The sequence below is a fragment of the Mucilaginibacter celer genome (assembly GCF_003576455.2).
Lineage (GTDB): Bacteria > Bacteroidota > Bacteroidia > Sphingobacteriales > Sphingobacteriaceae > Mucilaginibacter > Mucilaginibacter celer.
In genome coordinates, this window is record NZ_CP032869.1 from 102,347 (window position 1) to 128,758 (window position 26,412).

Consider the following 26,412-nt stretch of genomic DNA (forward strand, 5'->3'; position numbering starts at 1 on the left):
GTACCGTTTAAATGAAATTCACCATGAAGAAATGGAAACTACAAATGATATGCGGCCTGTTGGCTTGCCTTGCTTTTGGCTGCAAAAAGCAGGAATTTACGCTGCCGCCCGTGGGCGATAAAATCCCTTACGAGGATGAAAAGCTGCCTGCGCTGAAAGAAGTGATTGCCCAATCGCATGCTACTTTATTTTATAAAGCCTGGCAGCGCAGCAATATGGACGCCATACTAAAAGCACAGGCTACGCCTAAAACTTACTTCACCGTATTGCTGCCCGGCAACGCCGCCATGGAAAGCGCTGGCTACAACGAACAAAAGATACAGGTGGCCGAACCAAAAGAACTGGATTCGCTGCTGATGTTTTATACGTTGCGCGACAGGATACGCCCGGAAGATTTAGTCGGCAAAACAGATAATTACAACGCCCGCACCTTATTATACCGGCCAGACCTGCAAACAACAGCAACTAACGGGCCGGGTTACACCTATAATTACCGGATTCAGTTGTTGGTTAAGGATAGCAAAACTTACGCTAATGGTAAAATAGTGGGTTCTGGAAAATCAGTGGCAGCAAAGGACGGGTACATCTGGTTATTGGATCAGCCTATAGTTAAACCTACCAAAACCATTTTAAAGTTTTTGGATGATGACGGCCGTTTTACGCTTTTATTGCAGCTTCTGCGCTATACCGATGCGCAATATAACAAAATAGAGTCGGACGCGACAGGTTATCCGGGTAGCCGTAAAAGCTTTGCAAATTGGTTTGGCTGGGATTATATAATTCCGGGTCCAGGTTCAAGTATCCGCCAGGTGGTATCAACTACGCTCTTTCTGCCAACCGATGCTGCTTTTAAAGCCGCCGGGTTTAGCAACCTGCAGGATTTGATGGCGTTTAACACGCGCCGCGGCTTACCCCATTGGGGCACTACACCAACAGGCGGCGGCACCATGGTGGGTGCTTTCGCTACCGATACCTTGCTTAATTACAGCGTAAACTGGGGTAAAATGATCAATATTCCCGCCGACTCCTATTATGCCAAGTTCGCCTCGGATGTGCCGGTATTTTACAGTAATGTGATGGGGAGCCCGATACTATCTAATTATGTGGTTGCCGGGGCGCTGGATTTAAGTAACCCGCAAAAACCAGATGGTGAGTATTACATGCCCCTTGATTTTACTGCCGACGGGACCGGGAACATCAACTTGAAGGTTAAAGGATCAGAGGCTGAGCCCGCTAAAATTATCCAGGCTGATATGCTTACTATGATGGGGCCGGTTAACGCGATTGATCATTTGCTTTTACCAAAGGGGTACAAATTAAAATAAAGCCGGGCTGGTGACAGGCACCGGCCGCAAAAATATTATCATGAAAAAAGATAGAAGATCAAGACACCTCAATTACATAGGGTGCGCCCTTGTTTTGCTGTTGCTGATGGGGGCGAGCGCCTGTAAAAAAAACATAGATGTAGGTACGGTTGATCCAAATAGCCTTGACCGGGTTATTGCCGATAACTTTAACCTTTCCATCTTCAACGCGGTTTTAAAATACAGCAGGCAGGACAAAATGCTGCAGGAAAAAGGACCTTTTACTGTTTTGGTACCATCAGATGATGCCTTTAGCAGCATTTACCCAAATGCCGCCGGTGTTGGTCTTGCCGATAAAAGTGTACTTGCGCGTATAGCCCGCTATCATATTGTTGATGGCCGCTTTGAGCTGAGTAAGCTGCCATTCAGGTTTAACCAGGAACTACCCTCGCGCGGCGGCAAACTTTACGTAACCCGCTGGGTAAAAGGTACAGATACGGTGTTGACCATTAATGGCGCACGTGTGCTGGCCAAAAACGTTGCAGGCTCCAACGGGTTAATCCAGGTGATGAACAGGGTACTTACCCCTTATGTGCACGAAAAGCTGGGCAACGCCCTCGCCGCCGAACCGGATATTACGCTTTTTTACCAGGCGGTACTATCTGCCGGGATGCTCGAAACCATAAACGGTACAGGGCCTTATACCATCCTCGCACCAAACAATACAGCCATGCAGGCCCTTGGTTACGCCACCGTAGCCCAGGTAAGCAATACCGACCCGGAAGTGCTGAAACGCCTGGTAAGCTACCACATTATCCGCGACAGAAGGTTTGTGTACGATTACATTTTAGGTTCGGGCGGCGATGTGGTGATTAAACAAAATATGCTGGATGATAACAGCATTTCGGTTAACCTGATTGCCGATAGCAGCCAGCCCGGAGGCTTTAGCGGTATCACGGTAAAAGGGCCGGGCAACACGTCGCCCATCCAGCTCAGCAAGCAGGATATACTTACCGGTAACGGGGTTTTACACATTATTGACGGCGTTTTGCGCACGGGTTTTTAACAACATTGCCAGCATAGTTTAAAGACATTTATAAATGAAAAGAATCATAAAATCGGGCCTGTGCATAGCGCTGGCGGCATTGCTGCTGCTTGTACTTTGCCCGCCGCAGGCCTTTGCGCAGGAAACCAGCGGCACGCTGAGCGGTACTGTTTTTGATGCTGCCGGTGCGCCGTTTCCGGGTGCTACCGTAGTAGCCATACACCAGCCATCGGGCACACGCTATGCCATAGCAGCCGACCAGAAAGGCCGGTATTATTTACCCAACCTCCGCATCGGCGGGCCATACTCGATAGAGGTATCGATGATGGGCATGCAGCCCGAAAAACGGGATGGCATCACCATTAGCCTGGGAGCATCAATTACTTTGAATTTCGTGCTGAAAAACCAGTCGCAGCAATTGGGCGAGGTTGTAGTAAAAGCCACTAAACGCGGTGCGCAGGCCAGTACTTACGGGGCCGGTAAAAATATCAGTGCCAGCCAGGTGCGTAATGCGCCTACGGTATCGCGCAGCATTACGGATATTACCCGGCAGGTGCCGCAGGCCAGTAAGGATAACAGTTTTGGCGGTACCAACTTCAGGTATAATAACGTAACTATTGATGGTGCCATTAATAACGATGCCATTGGTTTTAGTCCTTCGCTGGGCGGGCAGTCGGGTACTTCGGGAATGCCGGGTAGCTCAACGCGTACCAACCCGGTATCGTTGGATGCTATTGAGGATATGCATGTTTACCTGGCCCCTTACGATGTTAAGATAGGCAATTTTACAGGCGGCTCGGTAAACGCCGTAACCCGTAGCGGTACCAATACTTTAAGCGGTTCGGTTTATGGCTATGGCCGTAATGCCACACTTACCGGTAACGATAGGGTAGGTACGCTGGGCAAAATGAACAGCGATTTTTACGATTACCAAACCGGTTTCCGCGTAGGTTTCCCGCTGATTAAAAATAAGCTGTTCTTTTTTAGCAACGAGGAGATCACCAAACGCCGCGATCCTGCCCAGTTGAAAGCCGGCCAGGCCGAAACCAGCCAAATCCTGAGCCTGGAAGATGCCAACGCCATCAGCGCCTCCAACCTGATGAATGCCGGCACGGCAGGCGATTTCAACACCTACTCCAAATCGACAAAGTTTTTTAACCGATTGGACTGGAATATCAGCGATAAGCACCAACTGGCTATCCGCAATAACACCATTACTTCCGAAGCATTGTACATGGACCGCGACCAGCAGGATTTCCGCTTCAGCAGCATGGCTTTCCTACAAAAAAATAACCAAAGTTCAACCGTTGCCGAGTTAAAGAGCAGGTTTTCGCAACGGTTATCTGGCAACTTATTATTGGGCTATACCCGCGTAACCGATAAACGTGACCCGAAAGGCGACCCAAGCCTGCCGCAGGTACAGATAGCGGGCCGTACACCCGGCACAACCATTTATCTCGGTACCGATCGCGAAGCAAGCATTTTTAATATGAAGCAACGCACCTACGAGGTTACCGCCAATTTGAACTGGACGCTGGGAAATAACACTTTTACCTTTGGTACGCATAACGAGCTTTACAATATCAACTACGGCTTTGTTAACGCCTGGAACGGCAGGGTTGATTACCTGAGTATTGAAGATTACCTGAATAATAACCCTTACCGCGTACGCGGCGCTTATAATTACACCAACAATACCCGCGATTATATACTTGCTCATCCCGGAGCAAACTTCAACCTGAATATGTACAGTGTGTATGTACAGGACGAGATCCGAGTTTCGGAGCGTTTAAAAGTGATCCCAGGTTTAAGGGCCGATATGGCCGATTTGCCGCAAAGGCCGGAGCTGAGCAGCAAAGTACAAACCGCCCTTGCCGATCCGTATTACGGCAATACCTATAGCTATACTCCGCTAAGTCGCATCAACAATAACTATCTCAACAAAATCCAGCTGTCGCCAAGGATCGGTTTCAGGTATGACTGGCTGAGCGATCAGAGCCTGGTATTGAGGGGTGGAGCGGGCCTGTTTGCCGGCCGTATCCCGATGGCCTGGATTGCTTATGCTTTTTACAACTCGGGCAACAGCTATGGCGGTTTAGATCAGAAAAGCGATCAGAAAACTTTTGCTTCCGGCAGTAATCCGTTAAAAGGCGGCCCTAACGGCATCGGCGATTTTATTGCCGCCAACGGTGCCGTGATCAACAACAGCAACAGCGGTAAAACACAGGTCGATCTGATCGACAATAATTTTACTATGCCGCAGGTGCTGAGAACCAGTTTGGGTATCGATTACAGCACCGATAGCAAATGGAAGTTTACTGTTGAGGGCATCTACACCAAAACCATTAAAGATGTACTGTTTCAACAATTGAACGTACAGGATAACGCCACGTATTATCCTTATGATAAAAACAGGAAACAACCCATTTACAGCGGCACTACCGATCAGCGTTTTTCAAACATCTACCTGTTAAGCAATACCTCGCAGGGCTATCGTTATAACATTACGGGCAGCATTAGCAAGAGCATTGATAATGTGCTGCAGGCATCGGTGGCTTACACTTATGGTTTATCAAAAGATCTTTCGAACGGGGTAAGGAACTCGATGGAAAGTAACTGGCAGTTAAACCAGGCGCTGGTGCCTAACACCCCGGCATTGGCTTACAGTAATTTTGATATCCGCCATCGCATTGTAAGCACCATCAGCTATAACAAAAACTGGAATAAATCGGGCAGGACTAATGTTTCGCTATTCTTTAGCGCGCAATCGGGCAGCCCGTTTACTTATGGTATTGTGAACAATAGCATACAGGGATTACCGCAGCAGGTGAGTTTGGTTTACATACCGCAGCGCGATGAAGCTATTAACTTTTTTAAAGATAAGATAAGCGGCGGCCAAACCATTACCGCCGCGCAACAGGCTGCCGCTTTTAACCAATACATCGATGGGAATAAATACCTGCGTAACCGCCGCGGCGATTTTACCGGCCGGAACGAAGGCCGCACCCCATGGAATATCCAGGCAGATTTGCACCTGGCGCATGATATTTTCATCAACAGCGCAGGTACGCGGTTTTTTACCATCACTGCCGATGTGATCAACCTTACTAACCTGCTTAACAAAAGCTGGGGCATTCAGTATTTCTCGCCAAATACATTTAACTCAACGGCCAGTGTTGGTTTAACGCCTGTACTATTCCTTCCGCAGCAAAATAATAATGGCTACCCGGTTTACGAGTTTACCACGCCGGGCAAACCATACAGTATTGATTACTATGGTTCGAGGGTGCAGATGCAGCTGGGGGCCAGGTACACTTTTTAAACTGAACCATCAATTTAAAGAAGAAATAATATGCAAAGGATGATACAAGATCCAACCAAAACATACACCCTGCTGCTGATGCTGCTATTGGTGCTTATTGGCGGATGTAAAAAAGATAAAAACGAGCACCCCGTGCTCGTTTTTAAAGTAGTTAACTATTTTCCCAACAGCGGTAATACGGGTACGTTGATCACCATTGAAGGTTCTGGTTTTGATAACGATCTATCAAAATACACGGCTACCGTTGTGGGCAAACAGGCCGAGGTGGTGAGCGCTACGGCCAATTACGTGGTGGTGATGGTACCGGCGGGATCAGGTACCGGGAAAATTGAATTGAAGTATGCTGGTAACGTACATGATATAGGTACCTATACCTATCAGGCATTAAGTGTAAAAGCCATCTCGCCAAACCGCGGCCCCGTGGGTACTAATATCCGTATCAGGGGCGAGGGTTTCAGTGACCCTGATAAACCGGCTGTGGTAACTATTAACGGTAATCCGGCTAATATCGTGAGCCTTTCGGACACGCTGATCATAGCCACCGTACCCGATAAAACACTTAGCGGCCCGGTAGAGGTTAAGGTAAAGGAAAGTTCATCAAAAGGGCCCAACTTCAGGGTGCAGGCGTTGTTTGATATTACACCGAAAACAGGTGGTAAAGGTACCAAAGTAACCCTGATAGGTTCGGGTTTTGAAACCGAGGTTGCCAAAAACCAGGTTACGTTTAACGGTAAGGCAGCCCAGATACTGGAAGCTACCGAAACCAAGCTGCTGGTGCAAGCCCCGGATGGGGTGCAAACCGGCAGGGTGAACCTTAAAATTGAGGATACCCCTATTGAAGGCCCGGTATTTACTGTGATAGCACCGCCAACCATCAGCCTGATAACACCGCTAAGCGGCCCTGCCGGAACTGAAGTTACCATTACCGGCACAGGTTTCAGCACTATTGCAGGCGAAACCAAAGTAGCTATAAACGGGAAGGATGCTGTTATTAAATCGGTAACCGCTACTGAGCTTAAGGTAACCGTACCGGTAAATACAGGTACAGGCAATATCCAGGTTTCTGTAAATGACCAGGTAGTTGCTGGGCCGGTATACACCGAGCAGGCTGTGGGTATTTCGGGTTTTAGTCCGGATAATGGTAATGTGGGCACTGTAGTTACAATAACCGGTGTTGGTTTCAGTACCACTCCGGCAAATAACACGGTTACCTTTAACGGCGTGGTGGCTAAGGTGAATGCAGCTACGGCAACGCAGTTAGTGGTTGTGGCACCGCAAGGCGTATCTACCGGTTTTATTAAGGTGCGTGTTAATGGCGTTGAAGCGGTTTCGCCTAAGGTATTCCAGACCTCGGGTGTGATCACCATTACAACGGGTTTGCCACATACATCGGTTAACGCGTTCTGTGCCGGCCAGCACGGAGAGTTTTATGTTTTATTCCGGACCTATAATCAGGTTTATAAAGTTGATCCGAACGGCACGGTAACCTTATATGCAGGCGACCCTAATGGCCGCACCGGCAACAACGAAGGCATCGGGACCTTAGGTAGGTTTACCGCGCCGGTTGGCATAGTAATGGATAAACAAGGAAACTTGTTTGTAGCAGAAGCAAGTGGCAACATCAAGAAGATTGCGCCTAACGGTATGGTTACCATGTACGTGGCATCAGCCTCGATAGGGGCAAGCGGTTTAGCTATCGATAACCAGGACAGGCTATACATAGGCGCACGCTCGGGCAGCTTCTTCGGTTTTGTTATTGTTACCAATGGGGTGCCAAATTATAGTTTCGACTTATATGCCGATCCGGAAGGCCGTATGGCTATTGATGGCGTGGGTAAAGTTTATGGATCAGACCTTGATGCCACAGGCCGATATGCTATTGGCGATGGCAGTTACGAAAGGCTGATAGGTGACTACTCTGCCGGTTACGCCGATGGCAGCTACAGCGATGCCCGTTTCGGTACAATTGGTAACATGATCTGGGCCGATACCAAAAAACTGGTACTGGTGTGCGACCCGGAAAATAACGCCCTGCGCGCCATAAACCCGGCCACACAAAAAGTGACCACCATTTTTAAAACCCAGAAAGGATTTAAAGACGGCGGCCTGGCCGATGCCCTGTTTGGAGATATTACCGACGTAACCATAGCACCTAACGGCGATATTTTTATACTGGATAAAACCAACAAAGCTATCCGAAAGGTGACTTTTTAAAGATCATTGATTTCCGGTTGTAAAATCCGGCAATTGTGTTTGCAGTAGTGTAAGCGGCTGTTCTTGAAAAAGACAGCCGCTTTTTTTTAAGTGTAGACTGAACTATATCTGTTAACTGGTTGAAGTTTAGCGGCAGCGTAACTTCAACCTAAACTGTAGGAAGCATTCTGCTTCCGATGCCTGGCTTTAAATAGTTATTTAACAAAAAAAGTTATAAAGTTAAGCTGAAAGCTTAACCCAGTTTAGGACGAAGTTACGCTGTCGCTAAACTTCGACCAGTTGTTGAATGCTCCAGCGGCTGGATAGCAATACCCTACCTTACTATTAGCACCCAGCCACCATTTATACCATGCACGTTATCATTTGGATTAATAACATAATAATAGGTGCCTGCGGGTAAAGCTTTGCCTTTATACATGCCGTCCCAGGGTTTTGTGTAACCAATAGAATGGTATAGGTTTATGCCGTACCGGTTATAAATATCTATCGTCGCGTTCGCGTAATCTGCAAGGTTAATGATGTTCCAGGTATCATTAACGCCGTCGCCGTTGGGTGTAAAAGTATTCGGTATAATCGGGGTGTTCAAAACTAAAACTTTTACAGTTGCAGAAGCCGGGCATCCTGTAGCTGATACCACCGTTAAGGTATAATCTGTTGTGGTTTTTGTAGTTACGACAGGGTTCCGGATGTTTGGGTCGCTCAAACCGGTGACCGGTGCCCATGAGTAACTCGCTATATCGCCGGTAATTGCAGGATCTAACTGAACAAAGGTTGTGCGACCATCGATCACCGGTGGTTTCTGAGGAAAGGTAATTACGGGGTTTTCGCTGATAGTGGCGGTGAGCGGGGTACTTACCGCGTTGGCAGGTATAGCACAAAACATCTGGCTGGTTAGTGCGCATGTTATTTGATCTCCGTTAACCAACTCTGTTGTAGTATAAGTTTTGCCGGATGCAACCGGGACACGGTTTTTTAACCAGGAAAGTACAGGCGACGCTCCGCCATTTGAAGGCGACGCCGTATAAGTTACCGGTGTTCCGGTACATACCGGTCCTGATGGCAATGCGGTGATATTTATGGTTGGAGTAACCCGTTCTCCTACAATAACATCTACATAAAGAGATGCCTGGCATTGATAGGCGTCTGTAACCGTTACTTTATACTTCCTGCTGGTATGAAAAGTATTAACATTGCTATTGGGTGTATCCCCTCCGTCCCATTGATAACTAACGGCATTTTCGGCAAAAGCTGTGCCCGTTACGCTTTCGCAGCCCGTGAGGTTGCCGGTAACTTTAACCTGGGGTTCTGTATGCACGTCAATTTGTTTGGAAGCAGAGGTTGAACAGCCATCTGCGTTTTTAACCGTGACAACATACCTCCTGCTGGTATGAAAAGTGTTGGTGGCCGCGTCCGGATTATCGCCGCCATCCCAGTGATAACTTTGCCCGCCTGTTGCGGTTACCGTTGTGCTGCCGCAGGTTGCTGCATTTTCGGTGATATCAACCTGGAAGGCGGCCGGACTTAGTCCCCAGGTAATGTTGGTATAATCTTCGGGCGTTGTGGAAGAGATCACTACGTTTTTAAAATCTCCCGGAAACATAATGACCGCGTAACCTTCTGCTCCGGTTATTGTGCTGCTGTTATCAAAAGTCATCCCGCCGCCGTCGTACAAAACTACATAGGGCAGGGAGAAGTCCAGCTTAACCAATTGATTAGGTCGCCCAAGGGAAGAAATAAGTAATACAGGATTGCTTACCTGGTGCGAAAAGGTCATGTTTGTTGATCCGCCGCTGCCTGCAGCCCAGGTAGTTTTCGGAACTGTTTCATTGGGGATAGGTACCGGGTAGTTGCTAAACGCGCCGTAGTTATATATAGCAGGGGTTGATGAAAAATCAAAATTTGAAGCCATGGTTACGTTAACCGAATTCCCGTTGCCTTCATCTATAGTTCCTGTGGCTGTTGAGCCCTGAAATTGCGACCATTTGGCCCAGTGAATGATGTTACATCCGCTGCCCGGCGGATTCTGTGAATGACAAGGGATGCTCAACAGGCTAAGCAGTATTAACAGCCTGTATTTTATTTGCTTAGGTTTCATTGGGGATAAAAATAACAATACAGGTCGTAACATTGATTAAAATAGGTTAATACTTAATCAGCCGATCAATAATTTAATTAAAAGACTGGTTGGTTAGGGTTAGTTAGGGAAAAAGCAAGGTTGCATTCAAGTCTTCGATATAATGAGATATCTGCGCGTTAAACAAAAACTCGGCATTTAATCACACGGGTGATGTTGTTTCAAAGCCGCACGTAATTTGTTTGGGTTTAGACAATACCTATTGATACAGGTTGTCGTTATTATTTGACAGTTTTTTAAATATTGGGAATTACGATTGAGTTATTGATTTAGTTAAATTTGCATGCATTTTATATCAGCTTTTATGGCCTGTCATTCTTGCGCGATCCTTATATAGCCGACATTGGCCCGTTTTTATAGTTCACCAAAAGAATATACCAGTCCGCAAATCGCTGTTCGCAATAGTCTTATCGTTTGTATATAGCAGATACTTTGAAGGACGATTAGTGACCTAAAATGGTGGAAGAATTCTGCTCCCGAGTTCTGACATTAATAGACGTTTAACTAAAAAAAAATTATAAAATAAGCCGAAATTTGACACGTTTTTAGGACATGGTTACGCTGTCACTAAACTTCAACCAATTATAGAACGATTAAAACGTTAATTACCCTGAATGTTATTTTCCGTATGATTGATCAGTAGATCACTAAATATTGAGATTGATTTATTTTTAAGCCCCGCTTTTCGCAGCTCAGTAACGCAAAATGTATAGTAATCATTATAAGTGCGGAAAGGACCGGTTTCTGAAAATATATTGTTTCTAAATTTATCATATTCTGGCTTAGCATCCTCATAATCATTATTGAAAAGATAAACGCTTAATAAGTTGCCTGTCGCAAATTGGTTTTTGGGGTCATAATTTGAGCTTTGTTGCAGATAAGAAATAAGGTTGACGTCTTTTTTTGTAAGTAGGCAAGTCCAAACAAAATTACTGCAATGTATGGAAGCCAATTTTCTTACGGCGCTATCAGAAGGTATAATCTGGAGGTATTTTTGATCTAATTGAATCATGTGATTATAATACTCCCGTTTTGCATCATTACTAATGCTGTCCACACTTTTCTTTGTAAAATAATCAATAAACTCTTTATGATTGAGTTTCTTATCAAGAAAAAGCTCGGCGAAAATATCTTGTTTGCCAAAAGCTGAATATGCAGATACAATATAATCTCTTGTTTCGGCATCTTCACGAATACCGAGGATTTTATTTCTTGTATTGTTGGCGGCTTCATTTACCCCTTCAATAAGAAAAAATGAAAGATTATTTTTCAAATGTTCAAAATCAGCCTTATAACTATCTTTAATAAATTTGTTTCGATTTTCCTGAAACTCCATTTCCATCATAGCAAATAAAGCTTCCTTATTACCAGGATCGAGTAAAAGCACCTGCTTATATACATTCCGGTAATCTACTACACGGGCGGCAGCCTTTAGCTGACGCGCATAATTGATATAAAAAGGGATAGCATCTTTTTTTATCACACCGGCATTAACCGAATCGACAGATAAGTCGTTTTTATACTGTTTATAAAGTTTTTCGCTTAATAACAGGCGTTTGTTTACATCGTAAGCGTTGGCAATAGCCGTTTTATGACTGGCGTATTTATTCAATATAAAAATGGCGCTTTTGGCATCATCCAAAGCCTGATCGCTTAGCTCCTGAAACGGACTATGGTTATTTTGGGCCTGTTCCTGGTAGCGATTAAATGCATCAACATAGCGCTTGTCGATATTTTGATGATATACTATTTTAACCCACTTAACCGCATCTTCTATGCCACGGTAAGGGAATTCAACGGCACGGTCGGTAATATACACTTTAACAGAATCTGCATCAGGAGTTGTAGTTGTTAACGGAAGTAAATAAGTTTTGACTGCATCACTTTTTTGAGTACCTACTCTAATGCGATAAAATCTGGCTTTTTCCTGCTGATTAATGTATAATCCGGAATAGATCGCAATTAAATGATTGGTAGCTGATTGCATTCCGTGGAGGGAGGCAAATGTCAACGGCTCTATGGCTTGAGCGTACATTGCATTGCTAAATAAATAGTGACCATAGACATTATTTGCTAAAGTTAGTTCCAGGCCCATGTTAATGTCAAAATCATTTATTCTGTAAAGAGGCATAATTTCACGCATTATAAAACGGGCGGTATTTTCGGCGGCAGTATACTGGCGATGTGCAAGCTCATATAAAAGTATACGACATGCAGTGTGGGTGTATATGGCAAAATCCGGTCGATAATTGGCAGGATCTGCGAGCTCGCCCGATTGGTGAAAATGATTGGTCGCGCTTACAAAAAGCGAGTAAGCCTTTATACTATCCTGCGTGGTTTTCTTACCTTCAATTAAATCTGCCTGCCTGGCCTGCAGTTTGCCCAACATGAAGGCGATATCCGGAAACCTGTTGGCATCGTCCCCATATCTCATCGTCACCAACTCACTCATCTGTTTAAGCTGTTGTAAAGCGTTTTCTTCAGGAAAACTTCTGGCCAGATTTTTTTCGATGAGGAGACCGGCGTCGGCAATAAGCATAATATTTTCCTTGTTTTTTTTGCCCGTATCGATAGAAGCCATCCAATATTTTAAAGCGACGCCGGTTTCTGCGATAGCTTCGTCTTTGTCGTTGCGACGCCTGTATATTGTCGCCATCTGCGCGTGAATATCTGCTTTCACTATTTGAGTTGTGGCCTGGGTGCTCCCTGTGCTTTTGTATGTACCTATTTGAGATAAAATCCTCGTTAAACTGTCTTGTGCCTGTGCATCCGACAGTTTTCCCTGAGCGATTAATACTGATGCCAAATTGTAGCGCAGATTGATTATGGCCAGATTGGCGTTGGAGCTTTGACTTTGCGCAAAAGCGATTTTGAGTTTTTCAAATAAGCCGGTGGGTACAATCGGGTTAGCCCCGGCAAGGGTATCAACGCGGAAATGATTCAGTCTGCGACCGAGAAGTATCGCATTGTAGCATCTGGTTAAAAGTAAATTAACCCGTTCGTTTTTAAAGTCGGATCCGCCCGCTTTTTTTGCTAAACGGATGGTCGTACCGTAATGCAGGATAGCCTGAGCATATCCGTGCGTTGCTTCTCTATAGCGCCCGTTTACAAACTCCAATCGTGCCAGTGCTTCGAAACCTTGCGGAGTTAGCCCCGCAAGGGAAGGGTAGTGTTCCTGGCAAGTGGTGATTATATTGTTTACCTGGTTTATTTCGCCCCGGTTAAGCAAATTATCTGCATACTCGCTACAAATAATAATAGCCGATACCCAGGCCCGTTCGGGTGTGTTTTTTTTTAAGCCATCAACTATTTTTATTGCTGATTGAAAACCGCTTTCCCAATTGGCAAAAGCCTGCGTCTCATCTCCGTTTTGTTCATACGATTCTGCAACGGTGCGGTAAAGGTCTATATTACCCAGTTCGTTGGTGGTGTTATGGTTAGCATCAATATAATTTTGCGCAGCTTTGAGCTGTTCCAGCAACTTTGGTTTTAACGTAGAAAACCCTGTCGCACCTGATTGTTGAACCAGTTTGATTAACCTCGCGATATAGCCTTCCAACTCCCGTAGTTGTTTATCATTGGTTTCCCGCGCGTCTTCGGCTTGTTTACGAATCAGTTCTTTTAAAAGATTGTCCGCCTCGCTCATGCTCAAATTAGCACCCGGGTTCTGTACCTTGCATTCGCCTAAAGCTGCTTGTGCAAACAGAATGTCATTTAACGCATCAGGGAATTTTTTTGCGTTGATATTTTGTTGGGCACGTTTAAGTGCGCCAGTATATTGCGGGCAATTAGTTTGAGCATATCCGGTAATGCCTTCAAACATCAGGGCTACGAGCAGGCCTAATTTAACTACGGTTTTCATTGCGATGGTTTATCTTTTTTTTCGAGGAAGTCACGTTTACTTATGGCTATCTTGTATACCGGATCATCGGGATACCGCTTAAGTGTATCAATAGCGTTCTGATACATTTTCAGGGCTTTTTGCGTGGCTTCGCTTCCGCTGGCACGCTCGTACCCTATGCCGAGATTGATATAGCTCCAAGCAGCTTTTAATGCATTTTCTTTATTAACTTGTTCAAGTTTATAACTGGCAAGGATTTGTTGGGTTTTCAAATCTGCTTCGGTGACTGCCAGTTTACGCCACAAAAAGAACACGGCTACCAAACAAACGATCAATAAAACCATTGAGGCTGTGAATAAGCGATATCCAAACAGTTTTTCCTTTAGTTTACGGTTTATTTGTTCGGTTTTTTGTTGATTTTCCTCGCTTTTTAGTCTCTTTCGTTGTTCCGCAACCTTAACCACACCCAGCATAATCCTGTCATGCCCAATTTCATACATTAAACGTCCGCTGGCATCCCTTTCTTTCCGAAGCAGCGAACTTTGTTCAAGTAAATCCAGTGCCTCTTCTTTAATCTTTAGCCTTTTGGTAATAAATCCTACCGGGAAGGCATTGCGCCGGTCGTCGTCGATCATGTCGTCTTCTATGAACTTTTGAATGCCCTGCCGTTCATCGCCTTCAAATCGGTTTAATATATTTTCATAATATTTTTTGAAGATGTCCGTCATATCGCCAAGGTCGTCCACTTTTACGGTAAAATCTGCCTTATCGCCTACGATGTGTTCCTCAACAAATCTGCAAACTATTTGTAAGCTTGCCGCGTCGATGCGATCTTCTGTTTCGTGACAGATACTTTTAATGATATGATTAATCGCATCTTTTTCGAAACGGAATGGTGCCCCCTTAAATGCGGGCATTGATAGGCGGGCCGGTTGTGTTATGGCAAGTTCGGCATCGGCTATCTTTAGTTCTTCCAGCGGATAACAGTTTTGAAAAATGGTGGGATGCAGATCACGCATCACATTCATTTGTGAAAGGCGATCAGATCGAACGGAGAAAACTACGCGGATATTTGGTTTGTCAAGCAACAAATCCTCTAATTCTTCACTTATACGGTTTTCATGTTCGGCCTCATAGATGATATCCCTGAAATCGTTTGGAACGGAACTATAAAGCAGTTGATACAACTCCTCGGTAAAGCCTTGAACCTGATCTTTCGGATATGTAAACAACTCTTCAAATTGTTCAAAAAAAAGAAATAGCTTTGGTTTTCCTTTTTTTCGCGCCGCTGCCTGATGTTGTTTGATCCAATACCAGAATGATGTTTTATCGGGAATAAGATCAGATAACTCCGTATCAAGCTCGGTTTGATCCAGAATAGATAAACGCTTGATAACAACTGATACAGGTGACAGCTGATTTTTATCTGCGGTATCCGCATTTCTTACGCCTGTTTCCTCCTGGTGGGTATGCAGGGGGGGCGATTTACTTACGAAATTATTAAACCTGATGATGAAATAATAATTGCAATCATCGTCAAGTAGCTGAGGGACGATCCCCGCATTAATCAACGAACTTTTACCTGAGCCGCTTTTCCCCATTAAAACCACCATTTGACGTACAGAAAGTAGCTCCAAAAAGGCTTGAACATCATTTTGTCTGCCAAAGAACAAAGGAAAGTCCTCTTCCATGAAAGATCGGCCGCCTGGATAACGGTTTTTGCTCATTGCATTCATATGTTAGCTGTATTCAGGGATAAGATGTCACGAAGTAATTGGGTAACCGTGGCCTGTGGATTTGATGCCTGATAAATCAGCCTTTTGTTGTTTTTTAGCACGGTGAGGGTAGAAGAAAAGCTATTGTCAAAATCTGCCCAACGTTCGTGTTCTGTCCATAAATGAGACATTCTTGAGTGTAGGTTTTCACGTAATTTTCGCCGGATATCCTGTAAAACACTTTCAACTCTATTGTCTTTTTGCTGTTCCAGGTCGGGCTCGTCCAAAATATTGTCTAATGAAACTGGCAACAGCGTTTTTTCAAGTTCACAGGCTTTAGCAATTTCTTCGATTACGTAAGGACTAAAAATGCTGTTTCTTGATATCAAAGCCACTACGGCATCAGTTTGCTCTATTTCGTCAATAAATTTTTTTATGTTCTGACCGGTACGAAGATCTGTTTCATCCATAATAACCCTCATCCTTAATCTTCTTAGTCTGTCGGCAAGATCATCCGCAATCATTTTATTTTCGTGACTATAAGACAGGAATATGCTTGCCAAGTAAGAAGTGACCTGCGGTTGCTTCAACAGGTTTTGTTGCCGGCAACAATCGTATAAGCGATCTAAAAAACCAATAGGATTGTCGTTTAACAAACCAAGGTTAAGTCGATTTCTGACAAACACACTCGAGTTTTTTGCTGTTTGATCGTTTTCGACAGACTTTTTCCCCAGAGCATCCTTTTCGAGTTTCGTATCCTTGGTTATCGTTACATTAATCCCGTCGAGCGTTTTTATATAACGCAACAGCAATTGTGTGTGCCACCGCTCATAACGGACACCGAGAAAAACAACAGATTTTGCCTCTGCCAAGGTTTTCTGAACCACAGTGGGCAGATCATTTTTGAGCACATTTTTTAACAAAGCAAACATGTTTTCGAATGTCAGCACCACTTCTTTTTCCTCAAGATTTCCAATCAGGTGATAAATAAGGGGGGCATCGGCGGAGGTCGTTTCGGTTACTGGTCTTACTTTATCAATAGGGCAATAATTGAAAGTATAAGGCAATTGCTGCTCGTCGAAAATGCGCTTAAGCCTGCCGTCCGGCATCAGCGAGATAATCATCGAAAAGGGGATTTGCGATATTTTACGAAGAGGTTCGTCAAGCCATGTCTGCTCCTCGTAAAACCATTTAACCAGGGTTGATAACCATGGTTCGGTACCAGCTTTAATCTGAATAAGTTCTTCGTTTAGAAATGTATATTCGGAAACAGCGGATGCACCATCAAGAGATTTGTGATCGAAATCCAGCCTCGGAAGGGCTTCGCATAATCTTTCAAAAAAGCTTGGTTCGTCATGGTCACCAAGTTCGGGGCCTATGACAAGCACGCATCGTTTTTGCTTAAGTTCTGCTAAAATTTCTGTTAAGAGATTCTGCATTTGAGAGTGTAATAAGATTCAGACAAGTAAATATAAAAATACTTATTTGTATTAAAGTAAATAATTCAAAATAAAATAGTTAGCTAATAGGCTGCTGCGTTTTAAAAATAAATTGCACTGGTTTGCGTATTATTCGCCAGAACTGGATTTATTATGATAACATTGTTAAAGTCGGATTACTTAACAAAAATTTTGACGAATACCGTTTATCGCGACAAAGGAAATAATGGCTTAGTAGCTTCGTCAACAGTACGGATGTTATTAATATTTCGTTAAGCTACAATTGTAAATGATAGCAGGCTGTAACCAACGGTGTGTCGGCTTCAAATTGTTTTTAATTACTTTTTTTTAAGTGTTTATGCCTAATTAGTCCATAATTAATTTTTTGTTAAGCTTCTGCGTGAACTTCGGTATGGTGTATAACCAGCACCTGTACTAAAAAAGTAAACTATGATGAGAACAAAAATTACATTATGCACGTGGATGCTCCTGTGTTTTTTTGCTAACGCGAATGCGCAAACCAAACATGCTAAAACAACTTTATTTCCCAGTTACAAAGGCCTGATCATGGCCGGTTACCAGGGATGGTTCAGGGCCGAAGGCGATGGGAGCGGGGCAAATCACTTTGCTTATGGCAACGAACAACGCTCGGGCATTGATATGTGGCCGGATGTAAGCGAATACGCCAAAACTTATCCAACACCATTTAAACTGGCCGATGGACAACCTGCAAAGTTTTTCAGTTCGGTAGATAAAAGCACCGCCGACCTGCATTTTAAATGGATGCAGCAATATGGAGTTGATGGTGTATTTATGCAGCGCTTTTTCAACAATGCCCGCCCCGAAAATCGTAAGGACGACAGGGTTTTTAGAAATGCTTTCGAAGCTGCTTCAACCTACAAACGGGCTATCGCCGTGATGTATGATCTGTCGGGCCTGGCCGGTAAAGGCGAGGATTGTTCAGTATTGATTGACGATTGGAAATATCTGGTTGATGAATTGAAGGTGACCAACCCAAAAGGCACAAACACTTACCTGTACCATAATGGAAAACCGGTAGTAACTATTTGGGGCGTTGGCTTTCCCGACAGGCCATACAATATCCGCAACATCGGCATCGAACGTTTTATCGATTTTTTAAAGAATGATCCGGTGTATGGTGGCTGCGCGGTAATGATAGGTGTACCAAACTCCTGGCGAACTTTACGGGCCGACTGTGTTAACGACCCTTACCTGCATGACATTATCAAACGCTGCGATATCGTATTGCCCTGGAGCGTACAGCGTTATTCACCCTTGTTGCATAATGATATGGACAGGTACCGCGATGATGTGATTGAAGATATTAAATGGTGCCGCGATAATCATTTGGATTATGTACCCTGCGTGTATCCGGGTTTCAGCTGGCATAACCTGAGCCGCTACGAATTTCCGGATGATGTGAAACCGGTTGGTTCTATCCCGAGGCAGGGCGGCAGGTTTTACTGGCAAATGCTATCAACTGCGATCTCAGCAGGCGCTGAAATGATCTACGTAGCCATGTTTGATGAAGTGAATGAGGGCACTGCTATTTTTAAAGGATCAGATAATCCGCCTAAAGTAGGAGACGGCACAGGTACGGCTTTCATTAACATGGATGGCAAACCATCTGATACCTACCTGTGGTTAACGGGCGAAGCGGCTAAAATATTACGCCATGAAAAGCCGCTGGTGTTTAAAATGCCGGAAAGAAATACTGGAAAGTAAATAAATAAGCCCCGCTGAACGCGGGGCTTATTTATTTACTCATTACTCAATGAACGGGCTATTTCGGCGGATCCTTACGCATCAACCCGGTAAGCTTATAATAATTTTCAAGCTGGCGGGTTATAATGGCTTCTCCCGCACCCACCTCAATCAACCTTCCGCTTTCATCGGCACCATATCCACCCAACGCAGCCGACCGTACATCGGCAATATACCCAGGCCAATGGCCACCGCTCCACGAGTAACCAAACAAAAATCCGGTTGACGATGCCAGCTCCATTTTCTTTTTCCAATCCAGCTGAAACTGAACAAACAGCTCGCCGGGGCAAACGGCTATAGCTATTTTGTTGTTTAGGAGGATAGTGACCAGGCTCACATTATAGGTTAGCGTTTTATCGTACCTGCCGGTAAAACGCATTGAATCGGTCATGAACCTGATATCAGTTTCATTGCCGGCAGTTGGGCTGATGTTTTTGGCCAGTTTAATTACCTCCCATGCCAGGAGCTCGCCGGTGCGCTCCATCGGCGCGTAGTTGGTTTTCACTGTATCGTTAGGGCCCGATCTGCGCGGACTTATCTGCAGCGATTCAATATTGCCACCAGCCCCCTGTATAAAAAGGCAGTTTATTTTATTGCCGAAAGCTTCCTCAACCTTGCGGCTGGCCACACCAGGATAGTCGGCAGATATAGCATAGTTAAAACATACAATATCCGAATGCATGGCATAGTTTATGATAATAGCCCGTGCATTACCCTGCATGTCTTCAATTTTAATAACACCAACTTCAGGGTCAACAGGACCGAAGGGGATCCGTTCGGGGTTCTCAGGTTTGTAATGCGCGTCGCCCACCCACGATTCTTTGGCATGCCCGTTTTCGCGAACAATAAGCCGGTTAAAACCCAATTGCGGAAAAATGCTTTGCCCGGCCGCTATCCGTGCTTCAAACATATGATCTGTTGCCGCGCCTATGGCTTTAATAATCTGGTCTTCATAAAAAGCTACAAAGGGATTCCCCTGGAAAGCCATTTTGCCATTGGTTTGCGGTTCCGAATGGGTGTGCGAGGAACTGATGATCACTTTTTCAAGCTTGTATTTTTCTTTGCAGATCTTCTCAATCTTGTCGCTGGTAAATACGGCCAGATCTACCGATACAAAGGCGAGGCGTTTGCTATTTATATCTAAAACCAAACTCCGTGCATAAACGGAATCGTGCAGCGGCTCGGTTGTTTTTGGGGTGATGTTGATTTTGGCGGTGCCTGCTAAAAGTTTACCGGTTTCGGCGAAAACCACATTAGAAATACAGGTTGTGATAAGTAAAATTAAAAGATGGATTTTAAACAACCCCACATTGTTTAAAATAGGGGACTTGATTTTAGTTAACGTGTTCATATAGGTTTTTTATGCTTGGTTAACTTAAAATTACCCGGCGTTATTAATAATTGATTAATGACGGATTAACCGGGAAAATAAGCCGGAAAGTATATACAAACCCGGATAATTCAGGGCCGCCTTCGGTATTAAACCCCAATTAATTACCATAGTTTGATCAGGTAATTACAAGATGACTTCTTTTTTTAATTTTTTATTGTGCTGAAAATTAGTGGTTTATGTTTTGTAAAATAAAATTATTTCAACTAATTCAATATTAACTTTTTATTAATTACTGCAAATTTCTTTGGGTTCATAATCAACTATAACCAGTTAACCAAAATTATGTACTATGAAGAAAATTTTATTAATGCTATTGGCATGGTGCCTCTCGGTGCCATTATTTGCGCAAGACATACCGATAACCGGTAAGGTCATTGATCAAACAGGCGAGCCGCTGATCGGGGCGTCGGTAAAAGTAAAAGGCAGCAGCCAGGGTGTGGTTACCGATACCAAGGGGGCCTTCGCGCTAAAAGTAAGCGATCCTAAAGCCACGCTTACGGTGAGCTACATCGGGTATAACACCACCGATGTCGATCTGAAAAACAACCGGACAATCACGATCACCTTAACGGCACGGCAGGGCAGCCTGGAGGAGGTAGTTGTGGTGGCCTACGGTACGCAGAAACGTGCCAATCTTACAGGGGCGGTATCAACCGTTGTGGCTAAAGACATTGTTAAAAACTCCAATAACGATGTTACCAATACGCTAACCGGCCGCGCCCCGGGTGTAAGGGTGGCGCAGCTATCAAGCCAGCCGGGTAAGTTTGACAGCCAGATCGATATCCGCGGGTTCAGTTATGTTGATCCTAACGATGTGGAAGGTAATCAGCAGGGTGGCCCCCTGTTCATCATCGATGGTGTACAGCGCGATAAATCCGGCTTCGATCACCTCGACCCGAATGAGATTGAAAGCGTGAGCGTTTTGAAAGATGCTACCGCCGCTATCTATGGGGTAAAGGCCGCCAACGGCGTTATTTTGGTAACCACCAAAAAGGGTAAGCAAGGCACTACGCAGGTATCCTACACTATGCACCTGGGCAAGCAGTTCATCACCAAGTACCCTGAACTATCCAGCGCTTACCAATACGCTACCTTGTTTGATGAACAGCAGATCAACAATTTCATCAGCGGTAACCAGCAGATAACGCCGCCGCAGTTCACTCCGCAGCAAATTGAAGATTTCCGCACCGGCAAAACGCCGAGCACCGATTTCCTGAAAGCTATATTGGATAACAGCACCTCGCAGCAACAGCATAACATTACCGTTAGCGGAGGTAACGAAAAGCTAAGGTTTTTTGTATCGGGTGGTTATTTTAATGAAGGCGGCTTGCTGAAAACCGATATCGAATACGGCAAAAAATACAACTTCCGTACCGCTGTCGACGGGCAGTTAGGCAAGGGTTTAACATTTGGTATTAACCTGGGCTTAAACAATGTGATGAGCAAAAGCCCGAATGTGGCTGTATGGGCGTTGATGAAAAACGCGTGGTCAATCAGTCCTACGCAATCGCTTTATTCAAATGGCGATACCCGTTACCTGAACCAGTTTTACAATCAGCCTAATGATAACCCACTTGGGCAGATCAGCGAAGATCTGGCTGGGTACAATAAAACCAATGATAAGGCGCTTACCTCAACCTTCACTTTAAATTACGAACTGCCGTTTGTTGAGGGTTTAAGCGTAAAAGGTCTTTTTGCTTACGATAACAGCTATAGCTTTAACCGCAGTTTCCGCAAGCAGTTTTATCAGTACCAGTATGATAATACCACACAGCTACAAACAGCTTTTTCGCACCAGGGCCCATCGCAGTTGAACGAATATTTTGGCCAGGGTATTACTAACGATCTGCAATTGTCGATGAATTATAACCATCGTTTTGGCAAAAGCAATGTATCAGGGTTATTGATCTACGAACAGATTTATCGTCAGGGCAACAGTAATAATGCCCAAACCCAATTCGTGATCGATGCTATCGACCAGCTTTCGGCAGGTAACCGTGCTACCGACGTTGTTGGCTCAGGCTACAGCCAAAGCGGTAACCGCAGCTATGCCGGTAAATTTAATTACGACTATGCCGGTAAATACCTGGCCGAATTTGGTTTCAGGGAAGATGGTTCATCCTACTTCCCGTCCAAAAGTCGCTGGGGATTTTTCCCTTACGGTTCGGTAGGCTGGCGGATCTCTGAAGAATCGTTTATTAAGGATAAACTGAAGTTTGTAGATAATATCAAACTAAGGGCTACCTATGGTAAAGAGGGTGACGATCAGGCGGCTGCCAATACTTTCGCTTATTTAACCGGCTACATCTATCCAAGCTCAGGCTCGGGCTCGTTGGCGGGTTCGGTATTTGGGCCGGGATTTGTAAAAGGTGTCGATTTTAAAAACGCGGCCAATGCCAATATCACCTGGTACACTTCTACCCAAACAGATATCGGCCTGGATTTCTCACTGTGGAATGGTAAGCTTACTTTCGAGGGGGATGTTTTCCGCAGAGAGCGTAGCGGTTTGTTAGGTTCGCCTATCTCCAATATCCCCGGCACTTATGGCGTAAACCTGCCACAGGTAAACCTGAATGGCGACCGTACGCAAGGCTTCGAGATCGTACTGGGGCACCGCAGTAAAATAGGCGCGGTTGATTTTTCAGTATCCGGCAATATGTCGTACGCCCGTACGCAAAACCGCTACGTCGAACAAACACCGGCCAGCAGCGATGCCGATAACTATCGCAATAAAAATGCCTACCGATACAACGATATTGTATGGGGCTACAAAGTTGCCGGTCAGTTCCAAAATTTCCAGCAGATCTATGCTGCGCCTATCCAGGATGGCGCAGGTAACCGCAGCCTGCTTCCCGGCGATTTAAACTATGTCGACCTTAACGGCGATGGCATTATCGACGGTAAAGACCAAACCGTTATTGCGCGCAACGGCGGTAAACCGGCCATTTATTTCGGTGCCAACTTTGAGCTGGGTTATAAAGGTTTTGATTTTTCGATGCTGGTGCAGGGGGCTACCATGTATTCGGTATCGTACCTCGATCAGCTTTCGCGCCCTTTCTATTTTCAGTATGCAAACCCGGTTGCCATTTATGCCGATAGGTGGCACCGCCAGGATATTTTTGATCCTAACAGCCCATGGGTACCGGGCAGGTTCCCGTCAACCGGTCAGCGCCAAAATTATAAGGATGGTGTGCCTAACTCGTTCAGCACTTTTGATGCCAGCTACGTGCGTATTAAAAGCATTGAGCTGGGCTACACCTTTAGTAAAATGCTGTTAAGTAAAATAGGTATCAGCCGCTTCAGGGTGTTTGCCAATGCTTACAACCTGTACACCTTTACCGGTAAAGGCCTTGATTTTATCGATCCCGAATCGTCAGGCACGCGCCTTTACAGCTATAGCTATCCTATCACCCTTAACGTTAACGCAGGTGTACAGGCAACTTTTTAAACCCGATATCATGAAAAATATAAAATATATCATCGCGATTTTTGTGCTGGCGGGATTAAGTGCCTGCCGCAAAAACCTGCTCGACGTGCAGCCAACCACGCTGCTCACCAAAGATCAGATTTACGGAAGCCCGGCCGGGGTAACGGCCTATTTCGCTTCCCTTTATAAAGATATGCCTATAGAGGACTATTCTTTTTGTAACGGCCGTTTCGGCCAGTTCCCCGGCGATGGGCATCAATACACCGCCAACTGGAGCGACGAGGCTTTTAACTCCAACAATGCCGGTATTAACGAAGAAAACTGGGGCAACCTGTACAAGGCTATCCGCAACGTAAATACTTTTATACAGGAGATAGCCACTGTAACCAATGTTGACGCGCCAACCAAAAAACGTTACTCGGCCGAGGCCCATTTTGTACGCGCTTACTATTATTTCGGGTTGGTGAAATACTACGGCGGTGTACCTATCCTCACCGAACCACCAACCGACCCGAACGCTTTGCTCAAACAACCCCGTAACAAAGAAGAGGAAGTTTGGGACCTGATCAAAAACGATTTGGAGCAGGCTGCTGCCGATTTGCCCGAAACCAGCGATTACGGCCGTGCCAATAAATACGCTGCCCTCGCGCTGGAATCGCGCGCTATGCTGCACGCAGGCTCGATAGGTAAGTTTGGTACCGTGCAATTGGGTGGTGTAGTAGGTGTAAGCCCGGCTAAGGCTACCGAGTATTTAACGGCGGCCTATAATGCTGCTAAAACCATTATTACCGATGGCAAATACAGCCTGTTCAATAAATACCCTACAGATCTATCTAAAAACTTCCAATACCTGTTTTACGAGTGCAAACCCGGCGACTCGAACACCGAGGCCATCTTTTGCAAAGGTTATGATTATGCCGCTACCCAACGTACCCACTCGCAGGATTTAATGGTACTGCCCGATTATATCCGCTCGCCCATAGGCTACGACAACCGCCTGGAACCAACGCTTGACCTGGTTGAAAAATTTGAATCAAAAACAAGTACCGCCGGTGCCAACGAGCCATTAAATATCGGCACACCTGCCAGCTATGTACACTATCCAACCCTAAGCGGTCCGTTTGAAAATAAAGACCCAAGGCTGATGGGTACTGTGGTAGTTACCGGTACATCATTCCGCGGTGCTACTATTACCGGGCAGCGTGGCGTTATTTATAACAACAAGGAGTATAACGGTAACCAGGTGCTGCAGTATTTTGATGTAAGCACGCAGTCGTTCACTTTAACGCCAACCAACGTGGTGGGTACAGGTAACTCTAATTCCAACTCGCTCACCTTCTGGCTTAAAAAATGGACCGACCCGGTTACAGATCGCAACCTGCTCTATGATTATTCATCACGCACCTCATGGCTTGATCTGAGATACGGCGAGGTATTACTGAACTACGCCGAAGCTTCCTTCGAACTGGGTAAAGATCCATCCGAAGCTCTGGGCGCTGTTAACCAGTTACGTGTAAGGGCAGGAGTGGCATCGCTCACATCCATCAGCCGCGAAAAAATAAGGCACGAACGCATGGTTGAGCTATCGTTCGAGAACCGCACTTTTTGGGATTACATCAGGTGGCGCACCCTTACCACCGAGTTTAACATCAGGCAGGAGTACGGCCTGGATATTTATTATGATGTAAACGCTAAAGACTATGTGTTTAAAAAAGTACCTGTAGGCGGTGGCAAAACTTACCAGGCCCGTAACTATTACTCGCAGATACCGGGCGGCGAACGTTCCTTAAACACGGCACTTATTGATAACCCAGGCTATTAAAAAATATTGAAATCATGAGATCATCCATAATATATACCTTAATTCCCTGCATGCTGCTTTTTTACGCGGGATGCAAAAAGTACGATAATTACGCCGCTCCTGATGCAGGGGTGTACGGCAAAGTAATAGATGCCGGAACCGGTGGCGGCATTGAAACCAAGCAACCCGGCGGCGGCGACATCAGGTTTTTGCAGAATAACAAAGCTAAATACCCAAGTCCGCAGCCTATTGATATATCCATCAAGGCGGATGGATCATACTCGGCTACGCAGTTTTTTGTCGATAATTATAAGGCTTTCCCGTTAAACGGTCCTTTTATTTACGCGGGCGATTCGGTTAGCGTGGTATTGAACCATAACCAGAAAACACAGCTCGATTTTAAGGTGATTCCTTTTTACAGGATAACCGCCGCCGTTGCCGATAGCACATTCAGCTACACGGTAAACAAAGCCCCCGAAAACGATTCGAAGCTGATTGAGCTGATATTTATGGTAAGCAAAGACCCGGTAGTGAACGAAGCCGTAAGCTCGAACGTAGCCGGACCGGGTACTTACTACGCCAATTTATGGAAAGTACCTACCGATGGCACGCCGGATGCATCGATAATAGGCAAACCGCAAACCTTTACTTTCCATTGGGCTGATACAAGGCTGCCTAAAGGCGAGTATTATTTCAGGATGGGGGCAAGGGCGGCTAATTCGCCTAACTCAACCTATAATTATAGCCCGGTGGTTAAGGCTACAGTGCATTAAACATGGCAAGGTAAGACTTACGAAGTTTTAAAAACTTCGTAAGTCTGAACTGATTAGATACAACTTCATCGTCACCACGTCATTGCGAGGAACGAAGCAATCCCCAACTATACAGGGCGGATCTGCATAGCCCCTTTGCAAATCGGGGATTGCTTCGTACCTCGCAATGACGTTTTTTTAACCGCTTTCCCCAAAAAAATTCAACCCGCCCATCCGGAT

General features: G+C 45.2%; 13 protein-coding genes. 8 read left to right on the forward strand and 5 right to left on the reverse strand.

The genetic code is table 11. The annotated features are described in order from the left end of the window. Positions 1-11 precede the first annotated feature (11 nt). Genes HYN43_RS00385 through HYN43_RS00400 form a run of 4 tightly spaced genes read left to right on the forward strand, consistent with a single transcriptional unit; the run spans position 12 to position 7,885 of the window. Complete coding sequence (locus HYN43_RS00385; RefSeq protein ID WP_119407565.1) at positions 12-1,325, forward strand: fasciclin domain-containing protein; 1,314 nt, start codon at positions 12-14, stop codon at positions 1,323-1,325. 40 nt (positions 1,326-1,365) lie between these two features. After that, on the forward strand, positions 1,366-2,370 hold the full coding sequence (locus tag HYN43_RS00390) for a fasciclin domain-containing protein (RefSeq protein WP_162996237.1): 1,005 nt from the start codon (positions 1,366-1,368) through the stop codon (positions 2,368-2,370). A gap of 34 nt (positions 2,371-2,404) precedes the next feature. Continuing rightward, positions 2,405-5,671: a TonB-dependent receptor gene (locus HYN43_RS00395; protein ID WP_119407567.1), complete on the forward strand. Its 3,267-nt coding sequence runs from the start codon at positions 2,405-2,407 to the stop codon at positions 5,669-5,671. Positions 5,672-5,710: 39 nt separating this feature from the next. Then, on the forward strand, positions 5,711-7,885 hold the full coding sequence (locus tag HYN43_RS00400) for an IPT/TIG domain-containing protein (protein WP_162996238.1): 2,175 nt from the start codon (positions 5,711-5,713) through the stop codon (positions 7,883-7,885). Positions 7,886-8,198: 313 nt separating this feature from the next. Here HYN43_RS00400 and HYN43_RS00405 read toward each other — a convergent pair whose 3' ends face one another. The 4 genes from HYN43_RS00405 to HYN43_RS00420 form a co-directional block, all read right to left on the reverse strand. Continuing rightward, positions 8,199-9,980, reverse strand: a complete 1,782-nt coding sequence (locus HYN43_RS00405; RefSeq protein ID WP_162996239.1) for a T9SS type B sorting domain-containing protein — start codon at positions 9,978-9,980, stop codon at positions 8,199-8,201. Between the two features lie 640 nt (positions 9,981-10,620). Continuing rightward, the gene (locus HYN43_RS00410; RefSeq protein WP_119407570.1) at positions 10,621-13,881 is read right to left on the reverse strand and encodes a hypothetical protein; all 3,261 of its coding nucleotides are present in this window, start codon (positions 13,879-13,881) and stop codon (positions 10,621-10,623) included. After that, a complete protein-coding gene (locus HYN43_RS00415; protein ID WP_162996240.1) occupies positions 13,878-15,587 on the reverse strand; it encodes an ATP-binding protein in 1,710 nt (569 codons plus the stop codon). Before HYN43_RS00415 ends, HYN43_RS00410 begins: the two co-directional genes overlap by 4 nt. Before the next feature lie 5 nt (positions 15,588-15,592). Continuing rightward, positions 15,593-17,014: a toll/interleukin-1 receptor domain-containing protein gene (locus HYN43_RS00420; RefSeq protein WP_119407572.1), complete on the reverse strand. Its 1,422-nt coding sequence runs from the start codon at positions 17,012-17,014 to the stop codon at positions 15,593-15,595. A gap of 450 nt (positions 17,015-17,464) precedes the next feature. Between HYN43_RS00420 and HYN43_RS00425 the strand changes: the two genes are divergently transcribed. Beyond that, entirely contained in the window at positions 17,465-18,760 is a 1,296-nt protein-coding gene (locus HYN43_RS00425; protein ID WP_205589849.1) for a glycoside hydrolase family 99 protein, read from the forward strand. A gap of 58 nt (positions 18,761-18,818) precedes the next feature. On the opposite strand, the gene HYN43_RS00430 is transcribed toward HYN43_RS00425, so the two are convergent. Then, positions 18,819-20,150: a neutral/alkaline non-lysosomal ceramidase N-terminal domain-containing protein gene (locus tag HYN43_RS00430; protein ID WP_119407574.1), complete on the reverse strand. Its 1,332-nt coding sequence runs from the start codon at positions 20,148-20,150 to the stop codon at positions 18,819-18,821. A gap of 331 nt (positions 20,151-20,481) precedes the next feature. On the opposite strand from HYN43_RS00430, the gene HYN43_RS00435 reads away from it, so the two are divergent. From HYN43_RS00435 to HYN43_RS00445, 3 genes are read left to right on the forward strand one after another with little or no spacing between them, the layout of a single operon-like run. Further along, positions 20,482-23,640 carry a SusC/RagA family TonB-linked outer membrane protein gene (locus HYN43_RS00435; RefSeq protein ID WP_119407575.1) on the forward strand — a complete coding sequence of 1,053 codons (3,159 nt, stop codon included), beginning with the start codon at positions 20,482-20,484 and terminating at the stop codon, positions 23,638-23,640. Between the two features lie 10 nt (positions 23,641-23,650). Further along, positions 23,651-25,441, forward strand: coding sequence for a RagB/SusD family nutrient uptake outer membrane protein (locus tag HYN43_RS00440; RefSeq protein ID WP_121540000.1), 1,791 nt, complete (start codon positions 23,651-23,653; stop codon positions 25,439-25,441). A gap of 14 nt (positions 25,442-25,455) precedes the next feature. After that, positions 25,456-26,193, forward strand: coding sequence for a DUF3823 domain-containing protein (locus HYN43_RS00445; RefSeq protein WP_119407577.1), 738 nt, complete (start codon positions 25,456-25,458; stop codon positions 26,191-26,193). The last annotated feature ends 219 nt before the right edge of the window (positions 26,194-26,412 follow it).

Bases quoted from the DNA above. Each gene is read 5' to 3' on its own strand.
- HYN43_RS00435 (WP_119407575.1), top strand. From the start codon at position 20,482: ATGAAGAAAATTTTATTAATGCTATTGGCATGGTGCCTCTCGGTGCCA.
- HYN43_RS00440 (WP_121540000.1), top strand. From the start codon at position 23,651: ATGAAAAATATAAAATATATCATCGCGATTTTTGTGCTGGCGGGATTA.
- HYN43_RS00425 (WP_205589849.1), top strand. From the start codon at position 17,465: ATGATGAGAACAAAAATTACATTATGCACGTGGATGCTCCTGTGTTTT.
- HYN43_RS00430 (WP_119407574.1), bottom strand. From the start codon at position 20,150: ATGAACACGTTAACTAAAATCAAGTCCCCTATTTTAAACAATGTGGGG.
- HYN43_RS00395 (WP_119407567.1), top strand. From the start codon at position 2,405: ATGAAAAGAATCATAAAATCGGGCCTGTGCATAGCGCTGGCGGCATTG.
- HYN43_RS00390 (WP_162996237.1), top strand. From the start codon at position 1,366: ATGAAAAAAGATAGAAGATCAAGACACCTCAATTACATAGGGTGCGCC.
- HYN43_RS00400 (WP_162996238.1), top strand. From the start codon at position 5,711: ATGATACAAGATCCAACCAAAACATACACCCTGCTGCTGATGCTGCTA.
- HYN43_RS00410 (WP_119407570.1), bottom strand. From the start codon at position 13,881: ATGAAAACCGTAGTTAAATTAGGCCTGCTCGTAGCCCTGATGTTTGAA.
- HYN43_RS00385 (WP_119407565.1), top strand. From the start codon at position 12: ATGAAATTCACCATGAAGAAATGGAAACTACAAATGATATGCGGCCTG.
- HYN43_RS00445 (WP_119407577.1), top strand. From the start codon at position 25,456: ATGAGATCATCCATAATATATACCTTAATTCCCTGCATGCTGCTTTTT.
- HYN43_RS00405 (WP_162996239.1), bottom strand. From the start codon at position 9,980: ATGAAACCTAAGCAAATAAAATACAGGCTGTTAATACTGCTTAGCCTG.
- HYN43_RS00420 (WP_119407572.1), bottom strand. From the start codon at position 17,014: ATGCAGAATCTCTTAACAGAAATTTTAGCAGAACTTAAGCAAAAACGA.
- HYN43_RS00415 (WP_162996240.1), bottom strand. From the start codon at position 15,587: ATGAGCAAAAACCGTTATCCAGGCGGCCGATCTTTCATGGAAGAGGAC.